The 18,531-nt window shown below is 67.5% G+C and carries 13 protein-coding genes; 8 read left to right on the top strand and 5 right to left on the bottom strand.

Annotation, left to right across the window (positions count from 1 at the left end; all coding sequences use genetic code 11):
* The first annotated feature begins 9 nt into the window (after positions 1–9).
* From AAHM44_RS09890 to AAHM44_RS09855, 8 genes are read left to right on the top strand one after another with little or no spacing between them, the layout of a single operon-like run.
* Positions 10–867, top strand: coding sequence for a fumarylacetoacetate hydrolase family protein (locus tag AAHM44_RS09890; RefSeq protein WP_342249859.1), 858 nt, complete (start codon positions 10–12; stop codon positions 865–867).
* Positions 864–1,613 carry an SDR family NAD(P)-dependent oxidoreductase gene (locus AAHM44_RS09885; protein ID WP_269575962.1) on the top strand — a complete coding sequence of 250 codons (750 nt, stop codon included), beginning with the start codon at positions 864–866 and terminating at the stop codon, positions 1,611–1,613. Before AAHM44_RS09890 ends, AAHM44_RS09885 begins: the two co-directional genes overlap by 4 nt.
* Positions 1,613–2,524, top strand: coding sequence for an amidohydrolase family protein (locus AAHM44_RS09880; protein WP_342249858.1), 912 nt, complete (start codon positions 1,613–1,615; stop codon positions 2,522–2,524). The genes AAHM44_RS09885 and AAHM44_RS09880 overlap by 1 nt, the downstream gene beginning before the upstream one ends.
* On the top strand, positions 2,521–5,604 hold the full coding sequence (locus tag AAHM44_RS09875) for a family 78 glycoside hydrolase catalytic domain (protein WP_342249857.1): 3,084 nt from the start codon (positions 2,521–2,523) through the stop codon (positions 5,602–5,604). Before AAHM44_RS09880 ends, AAHM44_RS09875 begins: the two co-directional genes overlap by 4 nt.
* Positions 5,605–5,606: 2 nt before the next feature.
* Positions 5,607–6,290, top strand: a complete 684-nt coding sequence (locus AAHM44_RS09870; protein WP_269576478.1) for an aspartate/glutamate racemase family protein — start codon at positions 5,607–5,609, stop codon at positions 6,288–6,290.
* Positions 6,287–7,531 carry an MFS transporter gene (locus AAHM44_RS09865; protein WP_342249856.1) on the top strand — a complete coding sequence of 415 codons (1,245 nt, stop codon included), beginning with the start codon at positions 6,287–6,289 and terminating at the stop codon, positions 7,529–7,531. Before AAHM44_RS09870 ends, AAHM44_RS09865 begins: the two co-directional genes overlap by 4 nt.
* Before the next feature lie 11 nt (positions 7,532–7,542).
* The gene (locus AAHM44_RS09860) at positions 7,543–8,931 is read left to right on the top strand and encodes a glycoside hydrolase family 140 protein (protein ID WP_342249855.1); all 1,389 of its coding nucleotides are present in this window, start codon (positions 7,543–7,545) and stop codon (positions 8,929–8,931) included.
* Positions 8,928–11,000 carry a beta-galactosidase gene (locus AAHM44_RS09855; RefSeq protein ID WP_342249854.1) on the top strand — a complete coding sequence of 691 codons (2,073 nt, stop codon included), beginning with the start codon at positions 8,928–8,930 and terminating at the stop codon, positions 10,998–11,000. Before AAHM44_RS09860 ends, AAHM44_RS09855 begins: the two co-directional genes overlap by 4 nt.
* 881 nt (positions 11,001–11,881) lie before the next feature.
* On the opposite strand, the gene AAHM44_RS09850 is transcribed toward AAHM44_RS09855, so the two are convergent.
* From AAHM44_RS09850 to AAHM44_RS09830, 5 genes are all read right to left on the bottom strand, one after another.
* On the bottom strand, positions 11,882–13,156 hold the full coding sequence (locus AAHM44_RS09850; RefSeq protein ID WP_342249853.1) for a four-carbon acid sugar kinase family protein: 1,275 nt from the start codon (positions 13,154–13,156) through the stop codon (positions 11,882–11,884).
* 105 nt (positions 13,157–13,261) lie between these two features.
* Complete coding sequence (locus AAHM44_RS09845) at positions 13,262–14,527, bottom strand: ribulose-bisphosphate carboxylase large subunit family protein (RefSeq protein ID WP_342249852.1); 1,266 nt, start codon at positions 14,525–14,527, stop codon at positions 13,262–13,264.
* 4 nt (positions 14,528–14,531) lie between these two features.
* Positions 14,532–16,355, bottom strand: a complete 1,824-nt coding sequence (locus AAHM44_RS09840; protein ID WP_342249851.1) for a beta-L-arabinofuranosidase domain-containing protein — start codon at positions 16,353–16,355, stop codon at positions 14,532–14,534.
* Positions 16,356–16,496: 141 nt separating this feature from the next.
* The gene (locus AAHM44_RS09835) at positions 16,497–17,258 is read right to left on the bottom strand and encodes a FadR/GntR family transcriptional regulator (RefSeq protein WP_342249897.1); all 762 of its coding nucleotides are present in this window, start codon (positions 17,256–17,258) and stop codon (positions 16,497–16,499) included.
* A 95-nt stretch (positions 17,259–17,353) separates the two neighbouring features.
* A complete protein-coding gene (locus tag AAHM44_RS09830) occupies positions 17,354–18,397 on the bottom strand; it encodes an aldo/keto reductase (RefSeq protein ID WP_342249850.1) in 1,044 nt (347 codons plus the stop codon).
* Positions 18,398–18,531 lie beyond the last annotated feature (134 nt).

Below are 18,531 nucleotides of genomic sequence, written 5' to 3'. Positions count from 1 at the left end.
ACCGAACCCATGAAGCTTTGCCGTTATGGCGCCCCGGGCGCCGAGAAGCCCGGCCTGATCGACAGCGATGGCCGCATCCGTGATCTCTCCGCGCATGTCGCCGATATCGGCCCCGACGCGCTCGGCAAGGATGCCCTCGCCCGCCTCGCCGCGATCGATCCCGCCAGCCTGCCCTTGGTCGAGGCCGATGTCCGCTACGGCGCGTGCGTCGGCGGCACCCGCCAGTTCATCGCGATCGGCACCAACTTCGCCGATCACGCCGCGGAATCGAACCTGCCGGTGCCCGAAGAGCCCGTGGTCTTCCAGAAGTGGGTGAGCTGCATCCAGGGCCCGAACGACCCGGTCACCATCCCCAAGGACTCGAAGAAGACCGACTGGGAAGTCGAACTCGGCGTCGTGATCGGCACCGCCGCTTCCTATGTCTCCGAGGAGGACGCGCTGGATTACGTCGCCGGCTATTGCGTGATCAACGACGTGTCCGAGCGCCACTGGCAGGTCGAGCGCGGCCTGACCTGGGACAAGGGCAAGGGCTTCCCGACCTTCGGCCCGATCGGCCCGTGGATGGTGACCAAGGACGAAGTCGGCGATCCGCAGGATCTCGGCATGTGGCTGTCGGTCAACGGCAAGAAGATGCAGAACGGCAACAGCAAGACGATGATCTTCACCGTCGCGCAGATCGTCGCCTATTGCTCGCAGTTCATGACGCTGCTCCCCGGCGACGTCATCACCACCGGCACCCCGCCGGGCGTCGGCCTCGGCCAGAAGCCCGAGCCCTGGTATCTGAAGGCCGGCGACGTGGTCGAGCTGGGCATCGAGAAGCTCGGCGAGCAGCGCCAGGAGTTCGTCGCCTGGCAGGCCGCCAAGTGAGCGTGTTCGCGGGACGCTATGCCGGCCGCTGCGCCGTCGTCACCGGCGGCGCGTCGGGCCTCGGCAAGGCCGTGGCGACGCGGATCGTCGCGGAGGGCGGCAAGGTCGTCCTCTGGGATCTCAACGCAGACGCCCTCGCCGCCGCCCAGGCGGAAGTCGGCGCTGCCGGCGTGCAGGCGCTCGACGTGTCCGATGCCGCCGCGGTCGAAGCCGCTGCGAAAGCCAGTGCCGAAATCCTCGGCAAGATCGACGTGCTGGTCTGCTCGGCCGGGATCACCGGCGCGACCGTGCCGGTCCATGAATTCCCGCTCGACAGCTGGCTGCGGGTGATGGACATCAACCTGAACGGCCTGTTCTACTGCAACCGCGCGATCGTGCCGCTGATGCTCGAGAACGGCTATGGCCGCATCGTCAACATCGCCTCGGTCGCCGGCAAGGAAGGCAATCCGAACGCCAGCGCCTATTCGGCGTCCAAGGCCGGCGTGATCGGCTTCACCAAGTCGCTCGGCAAGGAACTCGCCGGCAAGGGCGTGATCGCCAACGCGCTCACCCCCGCCACCTTCGAGAGCCCGATCCTCGCCCAGCTGCCGCAAAGCCAGGTCGATTACATGCGCTCGAAGATCCCGATGGGTCGCCTCGGCGAAGTCGAAGAATCGGCGGCGATGGTGTGCTTCATGGCCTCGGAGGAGTGCAGCTTCACCACTGCATCCACCTTCGACACCTCGGGCGGCCGAACCACCTTCTGATGCCCACGCGCCCGCCCTTCATCGATCCGCACGTCCATCTCTGGAACCTGTCGCACATCCGCTATCCGTGGCTGATGCCGCCATTCAGCGATGACGGGCCCAATGGCAGTGTCGAGCCCATCGCCAGCGATTACGGGCTCGACGAATACCTGGTCGATGCGGGCGATTGGGACGTGCGTGGGATCGTCCATATCGATGCGGGCGCGCATCCCGACGATGCGCTCCGCGAGACCGAGTGGCTGCAGGCCATGGCCGACGCGCGCGGCCTGCCGAACGGCATCGTCGCCTTTGCTGCACTCGAAAGCCCGACGCTGGAGGGCCTACTCGGCGCCCATGTCGCGCACCCCAATGTGCGCGGCATCCGCCATATCGTGAACTGGCATGCCGACCCGCAGCGCAGCTATTCCCCGGCGGACATCACCACCTCGGACGCATGGATGCGCGGCTTCGGCCTGCTCGCCAAATATGACCTGAGCTTCGATCTCCAGGCCTATCCCGGCCAGTTCGCGCATCTCGCCGGGCTGATCGCGAAGCACCCGGACATCCAGGTGATCATCGATCATGCCGGCATGGCGATCCCCGCCGACGAAGACGGCTGGGCGGTCTGGCGGCAGGGCATGGCGGCGCTCGCCGCGCTGCCCAATGTCGCAGTCAAGATCTCGGGCATGGGCTTCACCTGGCGCCCCTGGGACCTCGACCGGGCCCGCCCCTATGTGCTCGAGACAATCGAGCTGTTCGGCGCCGACCGGGCGATGTTCGCCAGCAACTTCCCCACCGACAAGCTGTTCGGCAGCTTCGACCGGCATCTCGGTGCCTATGACGCGATCACCTTCGATTTCTCGGCGGACGAGCGCCTCGCCCTATTCGCCGGCAATGCCAACCGTCTCTATCGTCTGGGCCTGACCCTATGACCCTGCGCGTCGTCGATCTGCGTACCGAGAACACCACCGACCTGCTCGGCACCGAGGCCCCGCGGCCCCGGCTCTCCTGGCGGATCGAGAGCGACGCGCCCGCCATGGTGCAGACGCAGTACCGCATCCGCGCCGCGGCCAGCGCCGAAGCGCTCTCGGGCCGCGAACTGCTCTGGGACAGCGGCGACGTCGCGAGCGATGCCAGCTTCAACATCGCCTATGCCGGCCCACCCCTCGCCTCGATGCAGCGCGTCTGGTGGTCGGTCGAGGCCCGCGATGAAACCGGGCGCATCGCCCATTCCGATCCCGCCTGGTTCGAGACCGGCCTGCTCGCGCCCGCTGACTGGCGCGCCGACTGGATCGAAGCCGAAGACGCATTCGCCGCAGCCGAACGCGCCGCCGGGGTCACCTGGGTGTGGAGCGAAACCGCGCTCGACGACCGACCCCACGCCTTCCGCCTCGATTTCGACGCCCCCGCCGATCTCGTCCGCGCCGAGGTGCTGGTCGCCGGCAAGGACCACCTCCGCGGCGTCTGGGTCAATGGCGAGAAGTCGCCGCTCGACTGGCATTTCGACTGGGACACCTATCTCCCCTTCTGGGGCACGCTCGCCCCCTATGCCGGCGAAGTGAAGCCAGGCCGCAACAGCGTCTGTGCATTGGTCGAAGCCGACACCACCGGCTTCTTCCCCGTGGATGGCGGCGCCTTCGCCGCGCTGATCCGGCTGTACCGCGCCGATGGCAGCGTCGATCGCATCGTCAGCAGCGCATTCCGCCTGATTCCGTCCCCGCCCGAGGGTTGGACGGAGTCCGGCTTCGACGCGAGCGGCTGGGCCGCGCCCGTCCCCAGCGGCGCCAATGTCCATAACGATCCGCGTCCCAGCGAACCGGCGATGCTGCTGCGCACGGAGTTCACCGCCGACCAGCCGGTCGTCGCGGCACGGCTCTATGCCACCGCGCTCGGCGCCTATGACGCGCGGATCAACGGCCAGCCCGTCTCCGGCGCGATCCTCGCCCCCGAGATCAGCGTCGCCGCCGACCATGTCCTCTACCAGACGTACGACGTCACCGACCTGATCCGCCCCGGCGCCAACGCGTTCGGCGCGACGGTCGGCGACGGCTTCTATGCCAGCCCGTTCGGTTGGCGGATCGAGCGCTATGGCTTCGGCCCCGCCCCACGCCGCTTCCGCGCCCAGCTGCGCCTCGATTACGCCGACGGCACCAGCCGATGGATCGAGACCGGCCCCGACTGGCGCCTCGCCCCCTCGGCGATCTCCAAGTCCGAAATCTATGACGGCGAGACCCGCGATGCCCGCGACGAGCAGCCTGGCTGGGACCTGCCCGGCTTCGACGCCTCGGCATGGACGCAAGCCAAGCGCGGCGCGGAGCCCGACACCCGCCTGATCGCCCTGACCTCGCCCCTGCTCGAACGCACCGGCAGCCTGAAGGCACGCAGTGTCAGCGAGCCGCTGCCCGGCCGCTACGTGTTCGACTTCGGCCAGAACTTCCCCGGCTGGGTCCGCATCCTTGCGACCGGCCCGGCGGGTACGACGATCACCGCCAAGTTCGCCGAACTGCTCAACCCCGACGGCACCGCCGATCTCGCCAATCTCCGCCTGGCAAAAGCGACCGACAGCTTCACCCTGGCCGGCACCGGCGAGGAAGTCTTCGAGCCGAGCTTCACCTATCACGGCTTCCGCTATGTCGAGATCGCCGGCTATCCCGGCGTGCCGACCATCGACGACATCGAGGGCGTCGTCGTCCACAGCGCCTGCCGCGAGACCGGCGGCGTGACCTTCCACGACACGCCGCTGCTCCAGACCATCTTCGACAACGCATTGTGGAGCCAGCGCTCGAACTTCTTCGCGGTGCCCACCGATTGCCCGCAGCGCGACGAGCGCATGGGCTGGATGGGCGACATCCAGGTGTTCGCGGACGCCGCCGCGTTCAACATGGAGGTCGATCCCTTCCTCCGCCGCTTCCTGCTCGAAGCGCGCGCGGCGCAGCGGCCCGACGGTGCCTATCCGATCGTGGTGCCGCAGCCGCTCTCCTTCCCTGACGTCGTGACCGCGGGCTGGAGCGAGGCCGGGATCATCCTGCCCTGGCAGCTCTGGCGGCGTTACGGCGACACCGCCGTGATCGACGAGAATTGGGACGCGATGGCAGGCTGGATGGCCTTTGTCGCACGCACCAACCCCGACCATATCTGGCGCAACGATCGCGGGCTCGATCTCGGCGACTGGCTCTCGGTCGATGCGATCAAGCCCGATGACGAGACCACTCCGCGCGTGCTGTGCGCCACTGCCTATTGGGCCTGGTGCGCCGAGCTGATGGCCGAGATGGCCGAGGCCACCGGCCGCGACGCCGGCGAATGGCGCGCGCTGCACGCGAAGATCGCCGCCGCCTTCGCCGCCGAGTTCGTCGCCGCTGACGGCACCGCCGGCAATGGCAGCCAGGCGAGCCAGGTGCTCGCGCTGTTCATGGGTCTGGTGCCCGAGGATAGCCGCGCCGCCGCTGCCGAAGTGCTGGCCAAGGACATCCGCGCACGCGGCATGAGGCTCTCCACCGGCTTCCTCGGCACGCCCTATATCCTTGACGTGCTCGCCGATGCCGGCCGGCATGACGAGGTCGCGGGGCTGCTGCTCCAGACCGGCTATCCGAGCTGGGGCTATATGCCTGCCCAAGGCGCTACGACGATGTGGGAACGCTGGAACGGCGACACCGGCGACCTGTCGATGAACAGCTACAACCACTATGCCTTCGGCGCGATCGTCGGCTTCTTCTACCGGCGACTGGCGGGCATCGCGCCAGCCGCGCCCGGCTTCCGCCGGATCGCCGCGCGGCCGCTCTGGTATCCGGCGATCGGCCGGGTCTCGGCGCGCTACGAGTCCGTGGTCGGCCTTATCGCCGCCGAAACCGATGGCGATGCGAGCGGCCTCACCCGCTTCACGCTCACCATCCCCGCCAACACCACCGCCGAAGTCGACCTGCCCGGAAGCGGCTGGTGCCTCGGCGATACGCCGGTCGACAGCCGCACGGAAGTCGGCGCCGGCACCCATGCATTCACGAAATCCGGAGAGTGACGATGCCTACCCTCGGTCTGATCCATAATTCGGCAACGCTGGTGCCGATCTTCACCGAGATCGCGGCGCGGGTGATGCCAGCCGACGTCAAGCTGCTCCACTTCGTAGACGAGAGCACGATCAAGAACACGATCGCCGCCGGCCATCTCCAGAAGTCGACGATGCGTCAGGTCGTCCGGCTGGTCGGCTCGGCCTTCGATGCCGGCTGCGACGTCGCGATGGTCACCTGCTCGTCGATCGGCAAGGCAGTCGAGATGGCGGCCGAGCTTTACGACCAGCCCGTACTCCGCGTCGATCGCGCCATGGCCGAGAAGGCCGTCGCCAGCGGCACCCGCATCGGCGTGGTCGCCACCCTCTCCACCACCCTCCAGCCGACCGCCGACCTCGTCCGCCGCGTCGCCGCCGAGCAGGGCAAGCAGATCGAGATCGTCGAGCATCTCTGCGAAGGCGCGTTCCAGGCCGTGATGGCCGGCGACGGCGCCACGCATGACCGCATCGTGAGCGAGGGCCTGACCGAGGGCATGAAGGGCGTTGACGCCATCGTCCTCGCCCAGGCATCGATGGCCCGCGTCGTCGCCAGCCTGCCGGAGGGAGCAGTGTCGGCGCCGGTCTATGCCAGCCCCGAACTCGGCATGGAGCATGCCCGCGCCGTGCTGGCGGGCCTCGGCCAAGGCTCGGGGAAGTGAAGAAGCGGCGGCTGGTCCTCGGCTTCCTCGCCACCCTATCGATCATCACCTTTATCGACCGGCTGGCGATCGCGGTCACCGGCCCGTCGATCCAGAAGGATCTCGGCATCACCCCCGCCGAATGGGGCTGGGTGCTGAGCGCCTATGTCATCGCCTATGCGGTGTTCGAGATCCCCTCGGGCGCGATGGGCGACAAGCATGGCTATCGCAAGGAGCTGACCCGGATCACGGTCTGGTGGTCCTTCTTCACCGCGATCACCGCAGTGTGCCGCAACTTCTGGCAGCTCGCCGCCGCGCGCTTCCTGTTCGGTCTCGGCGCGGCCGGCGCCTATCCCAACATGACCGGCGTGCTCTATCGCTGGCTGCCGGCGCGCGAGCGAGCGCGTGGCCAGGGCGTGATCTGGGCCGCCAGCCGCTTCGGCGGTGCCCTCGCCCCGCTACTACTGGTTCCCGCCAACAAGCATCTCGGCTGGCAGGCGGTGTTCGTCCTGCTCGGCGTAATCGGCGCGATCTGGGCGCTGGCCTGGTGGAAATGGTTCCACGACAAGCCCGCCGAACAGCCCGGCATTACGCCTGAGGAAGTCGCCGAGATCGGCAGCGACGAGCATGCCGGCCATAGCGGCACGCCGTGGAAGCAGCTGTTCGCCCTGCCTCAGCTCTGGCTGATCTCCATCGCCTATCTGTTCTACGCGTTCGGCAGCTGGTTCTTCTTCGGCTGGTTCCCGACCTGGATGGTCAAGGGCGCCGGCTTCACCGTCGACGAGATGGGCCTGTACGGCTCGATTCCGTTCCTGCTCGGCGTGGTCGGCAACCTCGTCGGCGGCGTGCTGTGCGATCGCCTCGCGGCGCGGATCGGCATCCGCAACGCCTATCGCCTGATCGCCTCGACCTGCCTGGTGGTCACCGCTGCTTTGCTCGTCGCAATGAGCCTGGCGACCAGCAAGTTCGCGATCGTGGCACTTGCCGGCGCCGCCTTCATGGTGATGGACCTGATGCTCCCCGCCGCCTGGGCGATGTGCATGGCGATCGGCGGTCGCTTCGGCGGCACCGCCTCGGGCGTGATGAACACCGCCGGCAATCTCGGCGGCTTCGTATGCTCGGTGGCGTTCGGCTACGTCGTCGCCGCCACCGGCAACTACAACCTGCCGCTGCAGGGCATCGCGCTGATGGTGGTCCTGGCGGCCGTGATCTTCGCGACCATCGATTGCACCAAGGGCTTCGACCACAAGAAGTCGATCTGAGGAGGGAAGACATGCGCTGGCTGATCGCCGCCGCCGCCGGATGCGCGCTCGCCGCATCCGCTGTGTCCGCGCAAGACCGCACGCCGCCGCTCAAGGTATCGGCGAACGGCCGCTATCTGGAATCGAACGGCAAGCCCTTCTTCTGGCTCGGCGACACCGGCTGGCTGCTGCTCGGCAAGCTCAACCGCGAGGAGACCGAGGCCTATTTCGCCAAGCGCGAGGCGCAGGGCTACAACGTCATCCAGGTGATGATGCTGCACGGGCCGAAGATGGAGAACCCCGTCGCCGGCCCGGCCCTGGTGGACGGCGACCTCACCCGCCCCCGCGTCACCCCCGGCAATGACCCCGCCAAGCCCGGCGAATATGACTATTGGGATCATCTCGACTGGGTGTTCGATCGTGCCGCCGCGCACGGTCTCTATATCGCGCTGGTGCCGGTGTGGGGCGACTTCGCCGATTTCCGCCTGCTCAACGCCGATACCGCCCCGGTGATCGGCCGCTTCGCCGCCGAACGCTACAGGAACAAGCCCAACCTGATCTGGGTCAATGGCGGCGATCGCTATCCCGAGCTCTCCCCGCTCGCCTGGGACATCCTCGGCAAGACGATCCGCGCGATCGATCCCAACCATCTGATGACCTATCATCCGGCCGGCCGCGCCAGCTCGTCCTGGATGTTCCACGACGCGCCCTGGCTCGATTTCAACATGTACCAGTCGGGCCACCAGAGCTACGCGCAGGACCACCAGCTCAACGCGCGCGGCGAGGATAACTGGGTCTACACCACCGACGATCTCTCGCGCAGCCCGGCCAAGCCGACGATCGACGCCGAGCCGAGCTACGAGAACATCCCCCACGGCCTCGACCGTGCACCCGAGCCGCGCTGGGGCGCCGCCGATGTCCGCCGCTATGCCTGGTGGTCGGTCCTCGCCGGCGCGTTCGGCCACACCTATGGCGAGAACAGCGTCATGCAGTTCTTCACGCCGGGCAAGAAGGCCAATGCCTATTGGCCCAGCCTCTCCTGGCAGCAGGGCCTCGACGCCCCCGGCGGCAGCCAGATGCATCACCTCAAGGACCTGATCCTCTCGCGCCCCTTCTTCGAGCGCGTGCCCGATCAGTCGCTGATCCCCGACAGCGGCCCGCGCTACGACCGCGTCGCCGCCACCCGCGGCAAGAACTACGCCATCGCCTATACCTATACCGGCCGCCCCTTCCACGTGCGCATGGGCAAGATCAGCGGCACCCGTGTCCGCGCCGCCTGGTTCGATCCGCGCACCGGGGCCAGCACGCCGATCGGCACATTCGCCAACACGGGCGTCCGCCTGTTCACGCCGCCCGGCAGGACCGCACCGGGCAATGACTGGGCGCTCGTGCTCGACGACGCCAAGGGGAACAACCAGTGAAGACCTTCGCCCTCGCCACCGCCCTCCTGCTCGCCGGCGCCGCCGCGCCGCTGCCCGCGCTCGCGCAGCAGGAAGCGCAAAAGGCCTCCCCCGCCGCCGCCAAGGTCGCGCACGAACGCCTCTATATCGGTTCGGCATGGTATCCCGAGCAATGGCCCGAAAGCGCATGGGCAGAGGATCTCCGCCTGATGCAGGGCCACGGCGCCAATGTCGTGCGGATCGGCGAATATGCCTGGAGCAAGATGGAGCCGGAGGAAGGCAAGTACGACATGGACTGGCTGGTCCGCGCCGTGCGCATGGCCAACAAATACGGCATGAAGGTCGTCATCGGCACGCCGACCGACACGCCCCCGGCCTGGATGACCCAGAAATACCCGGACACGCTCCAGATCGACGGCACCGGCAAGCAGATCGGCCATGGCGGCCGCCGGCAATTCTCGATCTCCTCAAGCCGCTATCGGACGTTCGCCCGCGACATCGTCACCCGCATGGCCCAGGCGCTCAAGGACGAGCCCAATGTCATCGGCTGGCAGATCGGCAACGAGCCGACCGACGAGAGCTATGACCCCGAAGCCCGCGCCGCCTGGGTGGCGTGGCTCAAGCAGCGCTACGGCACGCTCGACAAGCTCAACGCCGCCTGGACCACCGAGTACTGGTCGCAGACCTACACCGCCTGGGAGCAGGTGCCGTTCAACAGCGACAAGGCCAATCCCGGCTGGATGCTCGAGCTCAAGCGCTTCATCACCTCGCAGTGGCGCGCCTTCCACCGCAACCAGATCGACGCGGTCCGCGCCGTGGTCGGCGACAAGCAGTTCATCACGATCAACTTCGGCGGCCTCGGCTGGGCCAATCGCTTCGATCGCTACGAGATGAACCGCGACCTCGATTTCGCCTCCTGGGACGAATATGTCGGCATGGGCCATGTGAAGCCCTATCGCATGGGCGCCACCCATGACCTCGTCCGCGGCTGGAAGCGCAAGAATTTCTGGGTGATGGAAACCCAGCCCGGCTTCGTGAACTGGGCACCCGTAAGCAACATGCTCTATCCCGGCGAGACCCGCGCAGTCGCCTGGCAGGCAGTCGGCCACGGCGCCGACGCGGTGCTCTACTGGCAATGGCGCAACGCGCTGAACGGCCAGGAGACGATGCACGGCTCGATCGTCGGCCCCGACGGCAAGCCGCTGCCCGTCTATCCCGAGATCCAGCAGATCGGCCGCGAGATGAAGGCCGCCTCGCCGGCGCTGGCCGGCACCACCCCGGTCTCCCCGGTCGCGATCCTCCAGGACTATCCGAGCCGCTGGGCGATCGACTTCCAGCTCCACCACAAGGATTACGACCAGATCGAGACGCTGCTCGACTATTACCAGCCGCTCAAGGACGCGCTGGGCGCCGTCGATGTCGTCGAGGCAGCGGAAGCCCCGCTCGCCGGCTACAAACTGGTCGTCGCCCCCAGCCTCAACGTCATCACGGACGCGACTGCCAAGCGCCTGACCGACTATGTCCGCGGCGGCGGGCACCTGATCCTTGGGCCCCGCTCGGGCATGAAGGACGAGTACAACCGCCTAGACACCGTCCGCCAGCCCGGCCCACTCGCCGAACTGCTCGGCGGCCAGGTCGAGCAATTCTACGCGCTCGACGAGCCGATCGAGGTTGGCACCGGCAAGGCAACGATCTGGGCCGAAATGCTCTCCACCAGCGCACCGGATACCCAGGTGCTGCTGCGCTACGGCAAGGCCAATGGCTGGCTCGACGGCAAGCCCGCCGCGATCTCGCGCAAGGTCGGCAAGGGCTCGATCACCTATGTCGGCGCGCTGGTCGATGACGGCGTGATGAAGGGGCTGATCGACACCGCCCTCGCCGACGCCAGAGTATCGCGTGAGTTCGCCGTGCCCGAGGATATCGAGCTGATGACCCGCGAAGGCCAGGGCAAGCGTATCGTCATTCTGGTCAACCATAGCCGCGAGACCCGCGAGGTGGCACTGCCGGCGGCGATGACCGACCTGCTGACGGGTGGGAAGGTGAGCAAGGTTACGCTGGGCAGTGAGGGTGTCGCGGTGCTGCAGCGGTGAGAGGCAACAATTCCCCTCCCTGCAAGGGAGGGGCAAGGGGTGGGTTAGAAAAGGTCGGGCTCAATGCCCGGCCTTTTCTTTTCTCCCCCAACGGCCAGCTGAGCTCGCTACGCTCGCAACCCACCCCCAACCCCTCCCTTGCAGGGAGGGGAGCAAGAAGGCGGGGTGGTGTGTTCGCTCACCCCCCCCGTTCCCCGGCGAAGGCCGGGGCCCAGTTTCGGCGCAGTATCGATGGCGCAGGAACCTCACGAACGACATCGCAACTGGGCCCCGGCCTTCGCCGGGGGAACGAAAATAGCGAAATGCCGACGGCCTGGGCTCTTGCCTTCAGCTTCAAAGCCCGATGAACCGGCGGCGCCGAACTAACGTCGAGGATGCTTCATGCTCTTGGAGCTCTCGATCCGCCATCTATTGTCGGCTCTAGGCTTCAGGGTAGCTATCTCAAGGATAGCGAAAGATCGATATTTGACCGTATATCGACAATCGACTGCCGGTCCCAACGCATCTGTCGCATCGACGCATGCTATATCGCTGATTCTGGGGTCGTTTGTCGTCTTGACGAACTCCATATCCCCGTCGAGCACCGAAAGACCGGCCGTAGCTCTGCCAAATTCTTCAGAGTCCCGCTCGATAACCGCTTCAAGTAATTGCCCTTTCGTTGGGCACACGGGCATGGATTGGCAATTCAGAGCTTGCACCAATGCGAACAACAGCATCCTGATCTCCCCCGCTGTCGAGAATCAGATGCTACGCGGGAGATCAACCTCCGCATACCCCTACGGGCCTTTGACCTATTCCGTCCGCGCGGATTGGTGGCTGCCGGGCACAAGGCCGGAGTGAGGCGGCATCCTGGGAAAGCCCGACGCTGATAGGCCCCAAACCTATCCCCCCAGCCGAACCGTCTCGAAGAACCCGTCCCCGCCCATCTGCCCGCCCTTGAGCACCAGCTCGAGCCCATCCACGGCAGGATCGGCAGCATGCGCCCGCACCAGCGGCGCACCGCGCTCGATCGGCGCGGCCCAGGTCAGCGCGTCAATGCCGAGCTGCGCGACGCCGTGGCTCGACGTGTCGCCGCCCGCGAACAGCAGCCGCTGCAATCCGGCCCGGCGCACCACCTGCGCGGCAACCCGGCCCAATGCCTGACCCAGCTTCTCGCCCGCCGCCGGTGCCGTCGCGTCCAGTGGCCCCTCGGCCGAATGGATCAGCGCCTTGCCCTGCCCGGCCAGCGCCGCCAGCGCCGCATCGGCCAGCCGCGCCTCTTCCGCCGAAGACCCCTCCAGCAGCGCTCCGACATCTGCCAGCGTCGCCGCAAAGCCATCCGCCGCACTCCGCCCGATCTGCCGCGCCGTCGCCGGCGAGCAGCTCCCGCTCACTACCAGCAACCGGTCGACCGCCCCGGCGCGCACCTCCGCCGGTCGCCCGTCGATCAGCCCGGCCGCCTGCCAAGCCAGCACCAGCGCCCGGGTCACGCCTGAGCTGCCCGCCGCGAAGCGCACGCCGCGCGACAGCAGCACCTCGCCCGTCGCCGCCAGATCCTCCATCGCGACGCCGTCGAACAGCACTGCATCGGCATCGGCCGCGTCGAACCCCGCGCCCGCCTGCCCGGCCCGGATCGCTTCCAGCGACACCAGCGCCACCCGTGCTTCGCTCTGCCCGGCGAGATGGCGGATCAGGTCGGCCTCATGCATCGGCGTTACCGGATGGCGCGCCATGGTCGGGTGCCGGTCGATGCGGAACACCTCTGCCCCCGCCGCCGCGAACAGATTGCCGAAGGCGACATAGCGGCGCAGGTGCGGCGCGCCGACCAGGATCGCCGCCTTGCCCAGAAACGCCGCCCGGCCCAGCTCGATCGCGCGACCGATCGATCCGGTGGTCGGGCTGGAATCGAAGGTCGAGCAGGTCTTGTAATGAACCGTTGCGCTCTCCCCCAGCGCCGCGAAGGCGGGGGGAAGATGCGCGTCCATCCATTCGGGCGACTGGCTGCGGCTGTCCCCGGCAATGCCGATCGCCCGCACCTCCGCGAAGCGCGCCCGCAGCGCCGCATCGGGCGCACGCAGGAACAGCACCGCCGGCACCCCACCCTCGGCAAGCTGCTCGAGCACATCGGTGGAGCCGGTGAAATCGTCGCCGTAAAAGCCGTAGAGAAGGTCGGTCATTTCACTCTCATCCGTCATCCCGGCGAAAGCCGGGATCTCAGGCGAAGGCACGGGACAGGAGCCGCACGAGATCCCGGCTTTCGCCGGGATGACGACGGTGGCGGATCATCCCCCAAACGCCCCCAGCGCCGCCGCCAGCTCGGGCGCGTCCTTCGCCGCCTGCTCGGCCGGCACGCCGGCAACCGCCGCGTCCCAGGCCTGGCGCAGCGCGCGCACGCCCGCTGCCGGGCCGCCCGGATGCGCCATGATCCCGCCGCCCGCGGCGAACATGCAATCGACCGATCCGAGCGCGGCATAGGTCGGCGCCGCCTGCCGGGCCGACTGGCCCGAGGAGAAGACCGGCATGATCTCGCAGCCCTTGTTCGGCGCGTCGAACATCGGCGTCAGGCATTCGCGGGCCGAGGCGATCACGCTCTCATTGGTCTCGCAGAACTTGTTGTCGATGCCGTTGACATGCGTGTGGTCGATGCCCGCAAGCCGCCACAGCTTCTGGAAGGCGATATAGCTCATCCCGATCGCCGGCGAGCGGCCGAGCATGCCCCAGCCGTTGCGGTGCCCGTGGATCGGCAGCTGCGAATGGGCGCGCAGCACCTTCATCGCCGGCAGCCCGATCGAATTCATGCTTGCCATGATGCAGGTGCCGCCCTCGGCCAGAACATGGTCGTGCCGCGCCAGCATCTCGTCGATCTCGCCGGTCAGGTTCGCGGCGTACATCACCTTCTTGCCGGTGCGCTGCGCATGATCGTTGATGACGCGCATGACCGCGCTCACCCGCTCGTTGAACGGGCAATGCGGCCCGTCGGCCTGGAGCTCGTCATCCTTGATGAAGTCGATCCCGGCCTCGACCAGCCCGCGCACCTGCTCGGCGGTAGCTTCCGGTGACAGCCCGACGCTCGGCTTGATGATCGTGCCGATGATCGGGCGACCATGCACCCCGGCCAGCTTGCGCGTGCCCTCCACGCCGAATTGCGGCCCCTGGTAACGGGTGAGGAATTCGGGCGGCAGCTTCAGGTCGATCAGCCGCAGGCCCGAAAAGGCCTTGAGCTCGCTGAGGTTGCCGTTGACCGTCGCCAGCAAATTGGGAAGCGACAGCCCCATGTTCGACACCGGCCAGGACAGCACCACGCGTGCCGCCCGCCGGGTCGCGTCACCCGATTTGGGCAGCCCCGATCCCGGCAGCGACGGCACCGCGACTTCGCCCAGCTCGGTCAGTTCCTCGACACGGGCCGCATGGGCCTCGCGCAGCTCATCGGTCTCGCCCGGCACGCGGACGAAGGTGCCGGTCGATTGCTCGCCGGCCATCGTCGCCGCCGCCTGGGCGAGCGGGAAAGCGGTTTCGATCCAGTAGGTAGCGTAGATCCGCGGTTCCATCCGATCAGGCCGTCTTGAAGTAAGTGGTCGAACGCTCGGTATCGACGTTGAAATAGGGGATGAAGACGAGGTTCCGACCGTCGACCTTCACGCGGTAGGCCTGGTCCTGGTCGGGCATCGCTTCCAGCGCGCCCGGCAGCGCGATCGCCTGGCTGTCGATGCCGTCCCACGGATTGATCCCGGCATACATCACCGCACCGCGCATCACTGCGGCAAGGTTCGGATTCTGGTCGTCGATCGGCAGCGTGCGCAGCGGCTGCGGGATAGTCAGCTCGACCACGTCGCCCGCCTTCCACGTCCGCTTGACCACCGCGAGCGAGCCCGGCGTCGCGGCCTGCGCCACGCCATTGACCTTGAGCGTCGCGCCCTTGGTCCAGGCCGGGATGCGCAGCTTCATCGCGAAGCGGCCATTGCCGGCCTTGCGCACCTTGAGCTTCACCGTGTCGCGCGCCGGATAGTCGGTCTCCTGCACCACCTCGACCGTGCCGCCGGCGCGATCCCAGCTGACTTCGGACGGCGCGTACATGTTGACCAGCAGGCTGTCGTCGTCATGGAAATAGAGGTTGAGGACATAGTCCGCCACGCCCTGCACCAGCGTGCCCGAGCAGCACGGCCATTTCTGGTGATAGTAGCGCTTCTCGCCCGCCGCGCCGTAGTCCGAATAATAGGGATAGCCGCCGTCGCTGTCGGGCAGGCGGACGGCGAGCATCGTGTTGTACAGCGTCCGCTCCAGCCCGTCGCCATAGCGCGCGTCGCCGGTGAAGCGCATCAGGTAGCGCGCCAGCTTGAGGTCGGCAAAGGCGCCGCACGGCGTCTCGAAATGCGCCTTGGAGCTCTTCAGGCTCGCGGCGAGCTTGCCCTGGTGGAGGTGCACGAACTGCTCCTCCGGCCCCCAGCCGCCCGAGGCGAAGCGCTGCGGCTCCATGAACTTCCAGGCATTCTCCAGCGCCTTGCGGTACTTGTCGTCGCCGAGGTGCAGATAGGCCTGCGCGCCCGAGCTCAGCGCGATCGTGTGGCTATAGGCATGCTTCTCCGGCAACACGTCCTGCCCGGCCGCGAGCGGATCGAACCATTCCTTGTCGAGCAGATAGTGCACCGCCATGTCGCGATACTTCTGGTCGCCGGTGATGTCGGCGACATGGAACAGGTTCTCCGACATGATATAGGTTTCGTCATACGGCGGGTTCACCTTGCCGATGCGATCGCGCGAGACCGGCGAGATATAGGGCCGGCACTTCTCGATGATGATCGGCAGCAGCTTCTTCGCCTGCTCGACGCCCGACAGCCGGTACGCGTCGATCATGCCGACGACGTACTTGTCCATCACATAGGCGGCCCACTGGTCCTGCGCCTTGGGACCGGCATAGGGGTTGCTGCCCTTGACGAACGCCTCGCCGAACCCCTGGACGAGGGCTGCGACCTTGGCGTGGATGTCCTTGTCGCCGGTGGTGGCGCCAAGCCGGGCGAGGCCCGAGATATACTGGCCGATCGTCAGCCCGGGGACGAAGCCATCCTTGTCGTACCAGCCGCCCATGTTCGGGCCCGGCGCCGGCAGCCCGGCATTCTCGCGGAACACCTTGAGCACCCGGTCATTGTCGAGCGCCAGGTAATGCGACTGGATATGGTCGTACTGCTGCTTGATCCGCCCGCCGGTCAGCCGGACCTTGCCATAGGCGAACTCGTGCACGGCTTCCTTGCCGCCCGCCACCGCGGCGGCGGCCGCCAGCGCTGCGGGGCTCGCGATCGTCGTGCCGGCAGCGGCAGTCGCGCACGCAGCGCAATGGACGAACTCGCGACGCGAAATTCCGGCCTTTTCGAAGCCCTTCATAGCGATCCTCTCACATGGAATCGGCTACCCTTACGCGGCGCGCCGATCGTTATCGCTAGGCTTATAATAATACTAATCAGAGGCGCAAGGCCGGACAAACTTTGTAACGCAAATCCTCCGCCAGGGGGAAGGATTGCGGAATCAATCCTTGCCGCGCTTCTTCCGCGCCCCACCGCTGCCCGCCCGCTCGAGCCGCGCGAAGCCGTGCCCGATGATATCCCGCATCGCCTGCGCCGCGCCTTCGCCGTCGCGTGCCTCGATCGCATCGACGATCCGGCTGTGCCCCTTCACGCTCTCCTCATGCACTTCCGCCTCGCGCACCGGCGAGCTCATCCGGAACGAAGCGAGCAGCGCGGTCTCGATCACCGCGGAGAGCGAGCGCATCAGCACATTGCCCGAAGCCTGGCCCACTGCCTTGTGGAACTCGAGATCGGCGGTGGCGAACTCGCCCGCATCGCCCGGCGCATCGCCCATCCGCGCCACACAGTCGCGCATCACCGCGATGTCCGCCTCGGTCGCCTGCTCGGCCGCCGCCTGCGCCGCCGCCGGCTCGATCGCCAGCCGGATCGCGGCGAGATCGCGCACGAACGCCATGTCGAAGCCCTGCGACACCTTCCAGGTCAGCACATCGGCGTCGAAGAAATTCCAGTGCGCGCTGTCCAGCACCGTGGTGCCAACCCGGGTGCGCGACACGATCAGCCCCTTGGCGGTCAGCGTCTTGAACGCCTCGCGCAGCACGGTGCGCGACACGCCGAAGCGCGCCAGCATCTCGGCCTCGGAGGGCAGCTTCGCGCCGGGCGGATAGACGCCCGCGAGGATCTCGCCCCCCAGCGCCCGCGCCACCTGATCGTGGCTCGACAGCGCTGTCTCTGCAAAACGGCTGAAGTTCGGGCGGGCCAGCATTTTCAAGGTTCTCCAGGGGACCGGAATAGCCGGCCAGTCCACTTCCTTACAGTTATAATAGTATTTGTGGCCAGCCCCTCGTCGCGGTTCCGGTGCTATCTCCCCCGCCCGGAAAGCGCCGCCTCCAGCGGTCCGTCGGCGGCGTTGCGCCAATGCCAGTGCGGGTAGAGCTCGGCCGGCGCGGTCAGCGCATCGAGCCGCGCCACAACGTCATCGGGCAGCACCAGTTGCGCCGCTCCCAGATTGTCGGCCAGCTGCTCGGGCCGCGACGCCCCCAGGATCACGCTGTCCACCGACTTGGCGAGCAACCAGGCCAGCGACACCTGCGCCACGCTCGCCCCCAGCTCCCCGGCGATCGTCCGCAATGCGTCGAGCAGCGCGAAGCCCAGCTCCCGGTCGAACGGCATATATCCGGTCGCCGCCAGCCGATCCTCCGTCCCGCCCGGCCGGTCGCGATCATATTTCCCCGACAGGAAGCCGCCCGCCAGCGGGCTCCACGCGGTAACCCCGATCCCGTAGCGCCCCCGCATCATCATCAGGTCGCGCTCGATGTCGCGGCCGAGCAGCGAATAGTACATCTGGCCATGGGTGAATTGCGCCCAGCCATTGGCCCGCTGCAGCTCGAGCGCGGCGGCGACCTTCCAGGCCGACCAGTTGGAGAAGCCGAGATAGCGCGCCTTGCCCGCGCGGACGACCGCGTCGAGCGCCTCCAGCGTCTCCTCCAGCGGCGTGCGCACATCCTCGTTATGCGCGATATAGACGTCCACCCAGTCCGTCCCGAGCCGCCTCAGGCTCTGGTCGATCGCCCAGCCGATATGCCGCCGGGTCAGCCCCGCCTGCACCAGCGGCCCGCCCATCCGCCCCATCACCTTGGTCGCGATCACCACACCGTCGCGGTGCGGCCCCAACGCCTTGCCCAGCACTTCCTCGGACTGGCCGCCCGCATAGATGTCGGCGGTGTCGAAGAAGTTGATCCCGGCATCGAGCGCCTGGCCGACCAGCGCATCGGCATCCGCCCCGCGCACCTTGGCAAGGCCCTGCATCGGATCGTCCCGGGTCAGCGTCAGCGCGCCGAACGCAAGCCGCGAGACGACCAGCCCGCTATTGCCGAGCAGGGCGTATTGCATGACCTCAGGCATCCATCGTCATCCCGCTCCTTCGCTTCCCCGGCGAACGCCTGGGCCCAGGGTTACTCTGCCGTCTCGCTTGTGACCCTGGGCCCCCGCGGGGGGCCGGGGGAAACCGGCCCCCCCCAAGGTTGTTGCCCCAAAAC

This window comes from Sphingomonas sp. OTU376 (genome assembly GCF_038440415.1).
Taxonomy (GTDB): Bacteria; Pseudomonadota; Alphaproteobacteria; order Sphingomonadales; family Sphingomonadaceae; genus Sphingomonas; species Sphingomonas kyeonggiensis_A.
The sequence above is the reverse complement of the archived record's forward strand: the minus strand, read 5'-3'. Positions and strand labels throughout refer to the sequence as shown.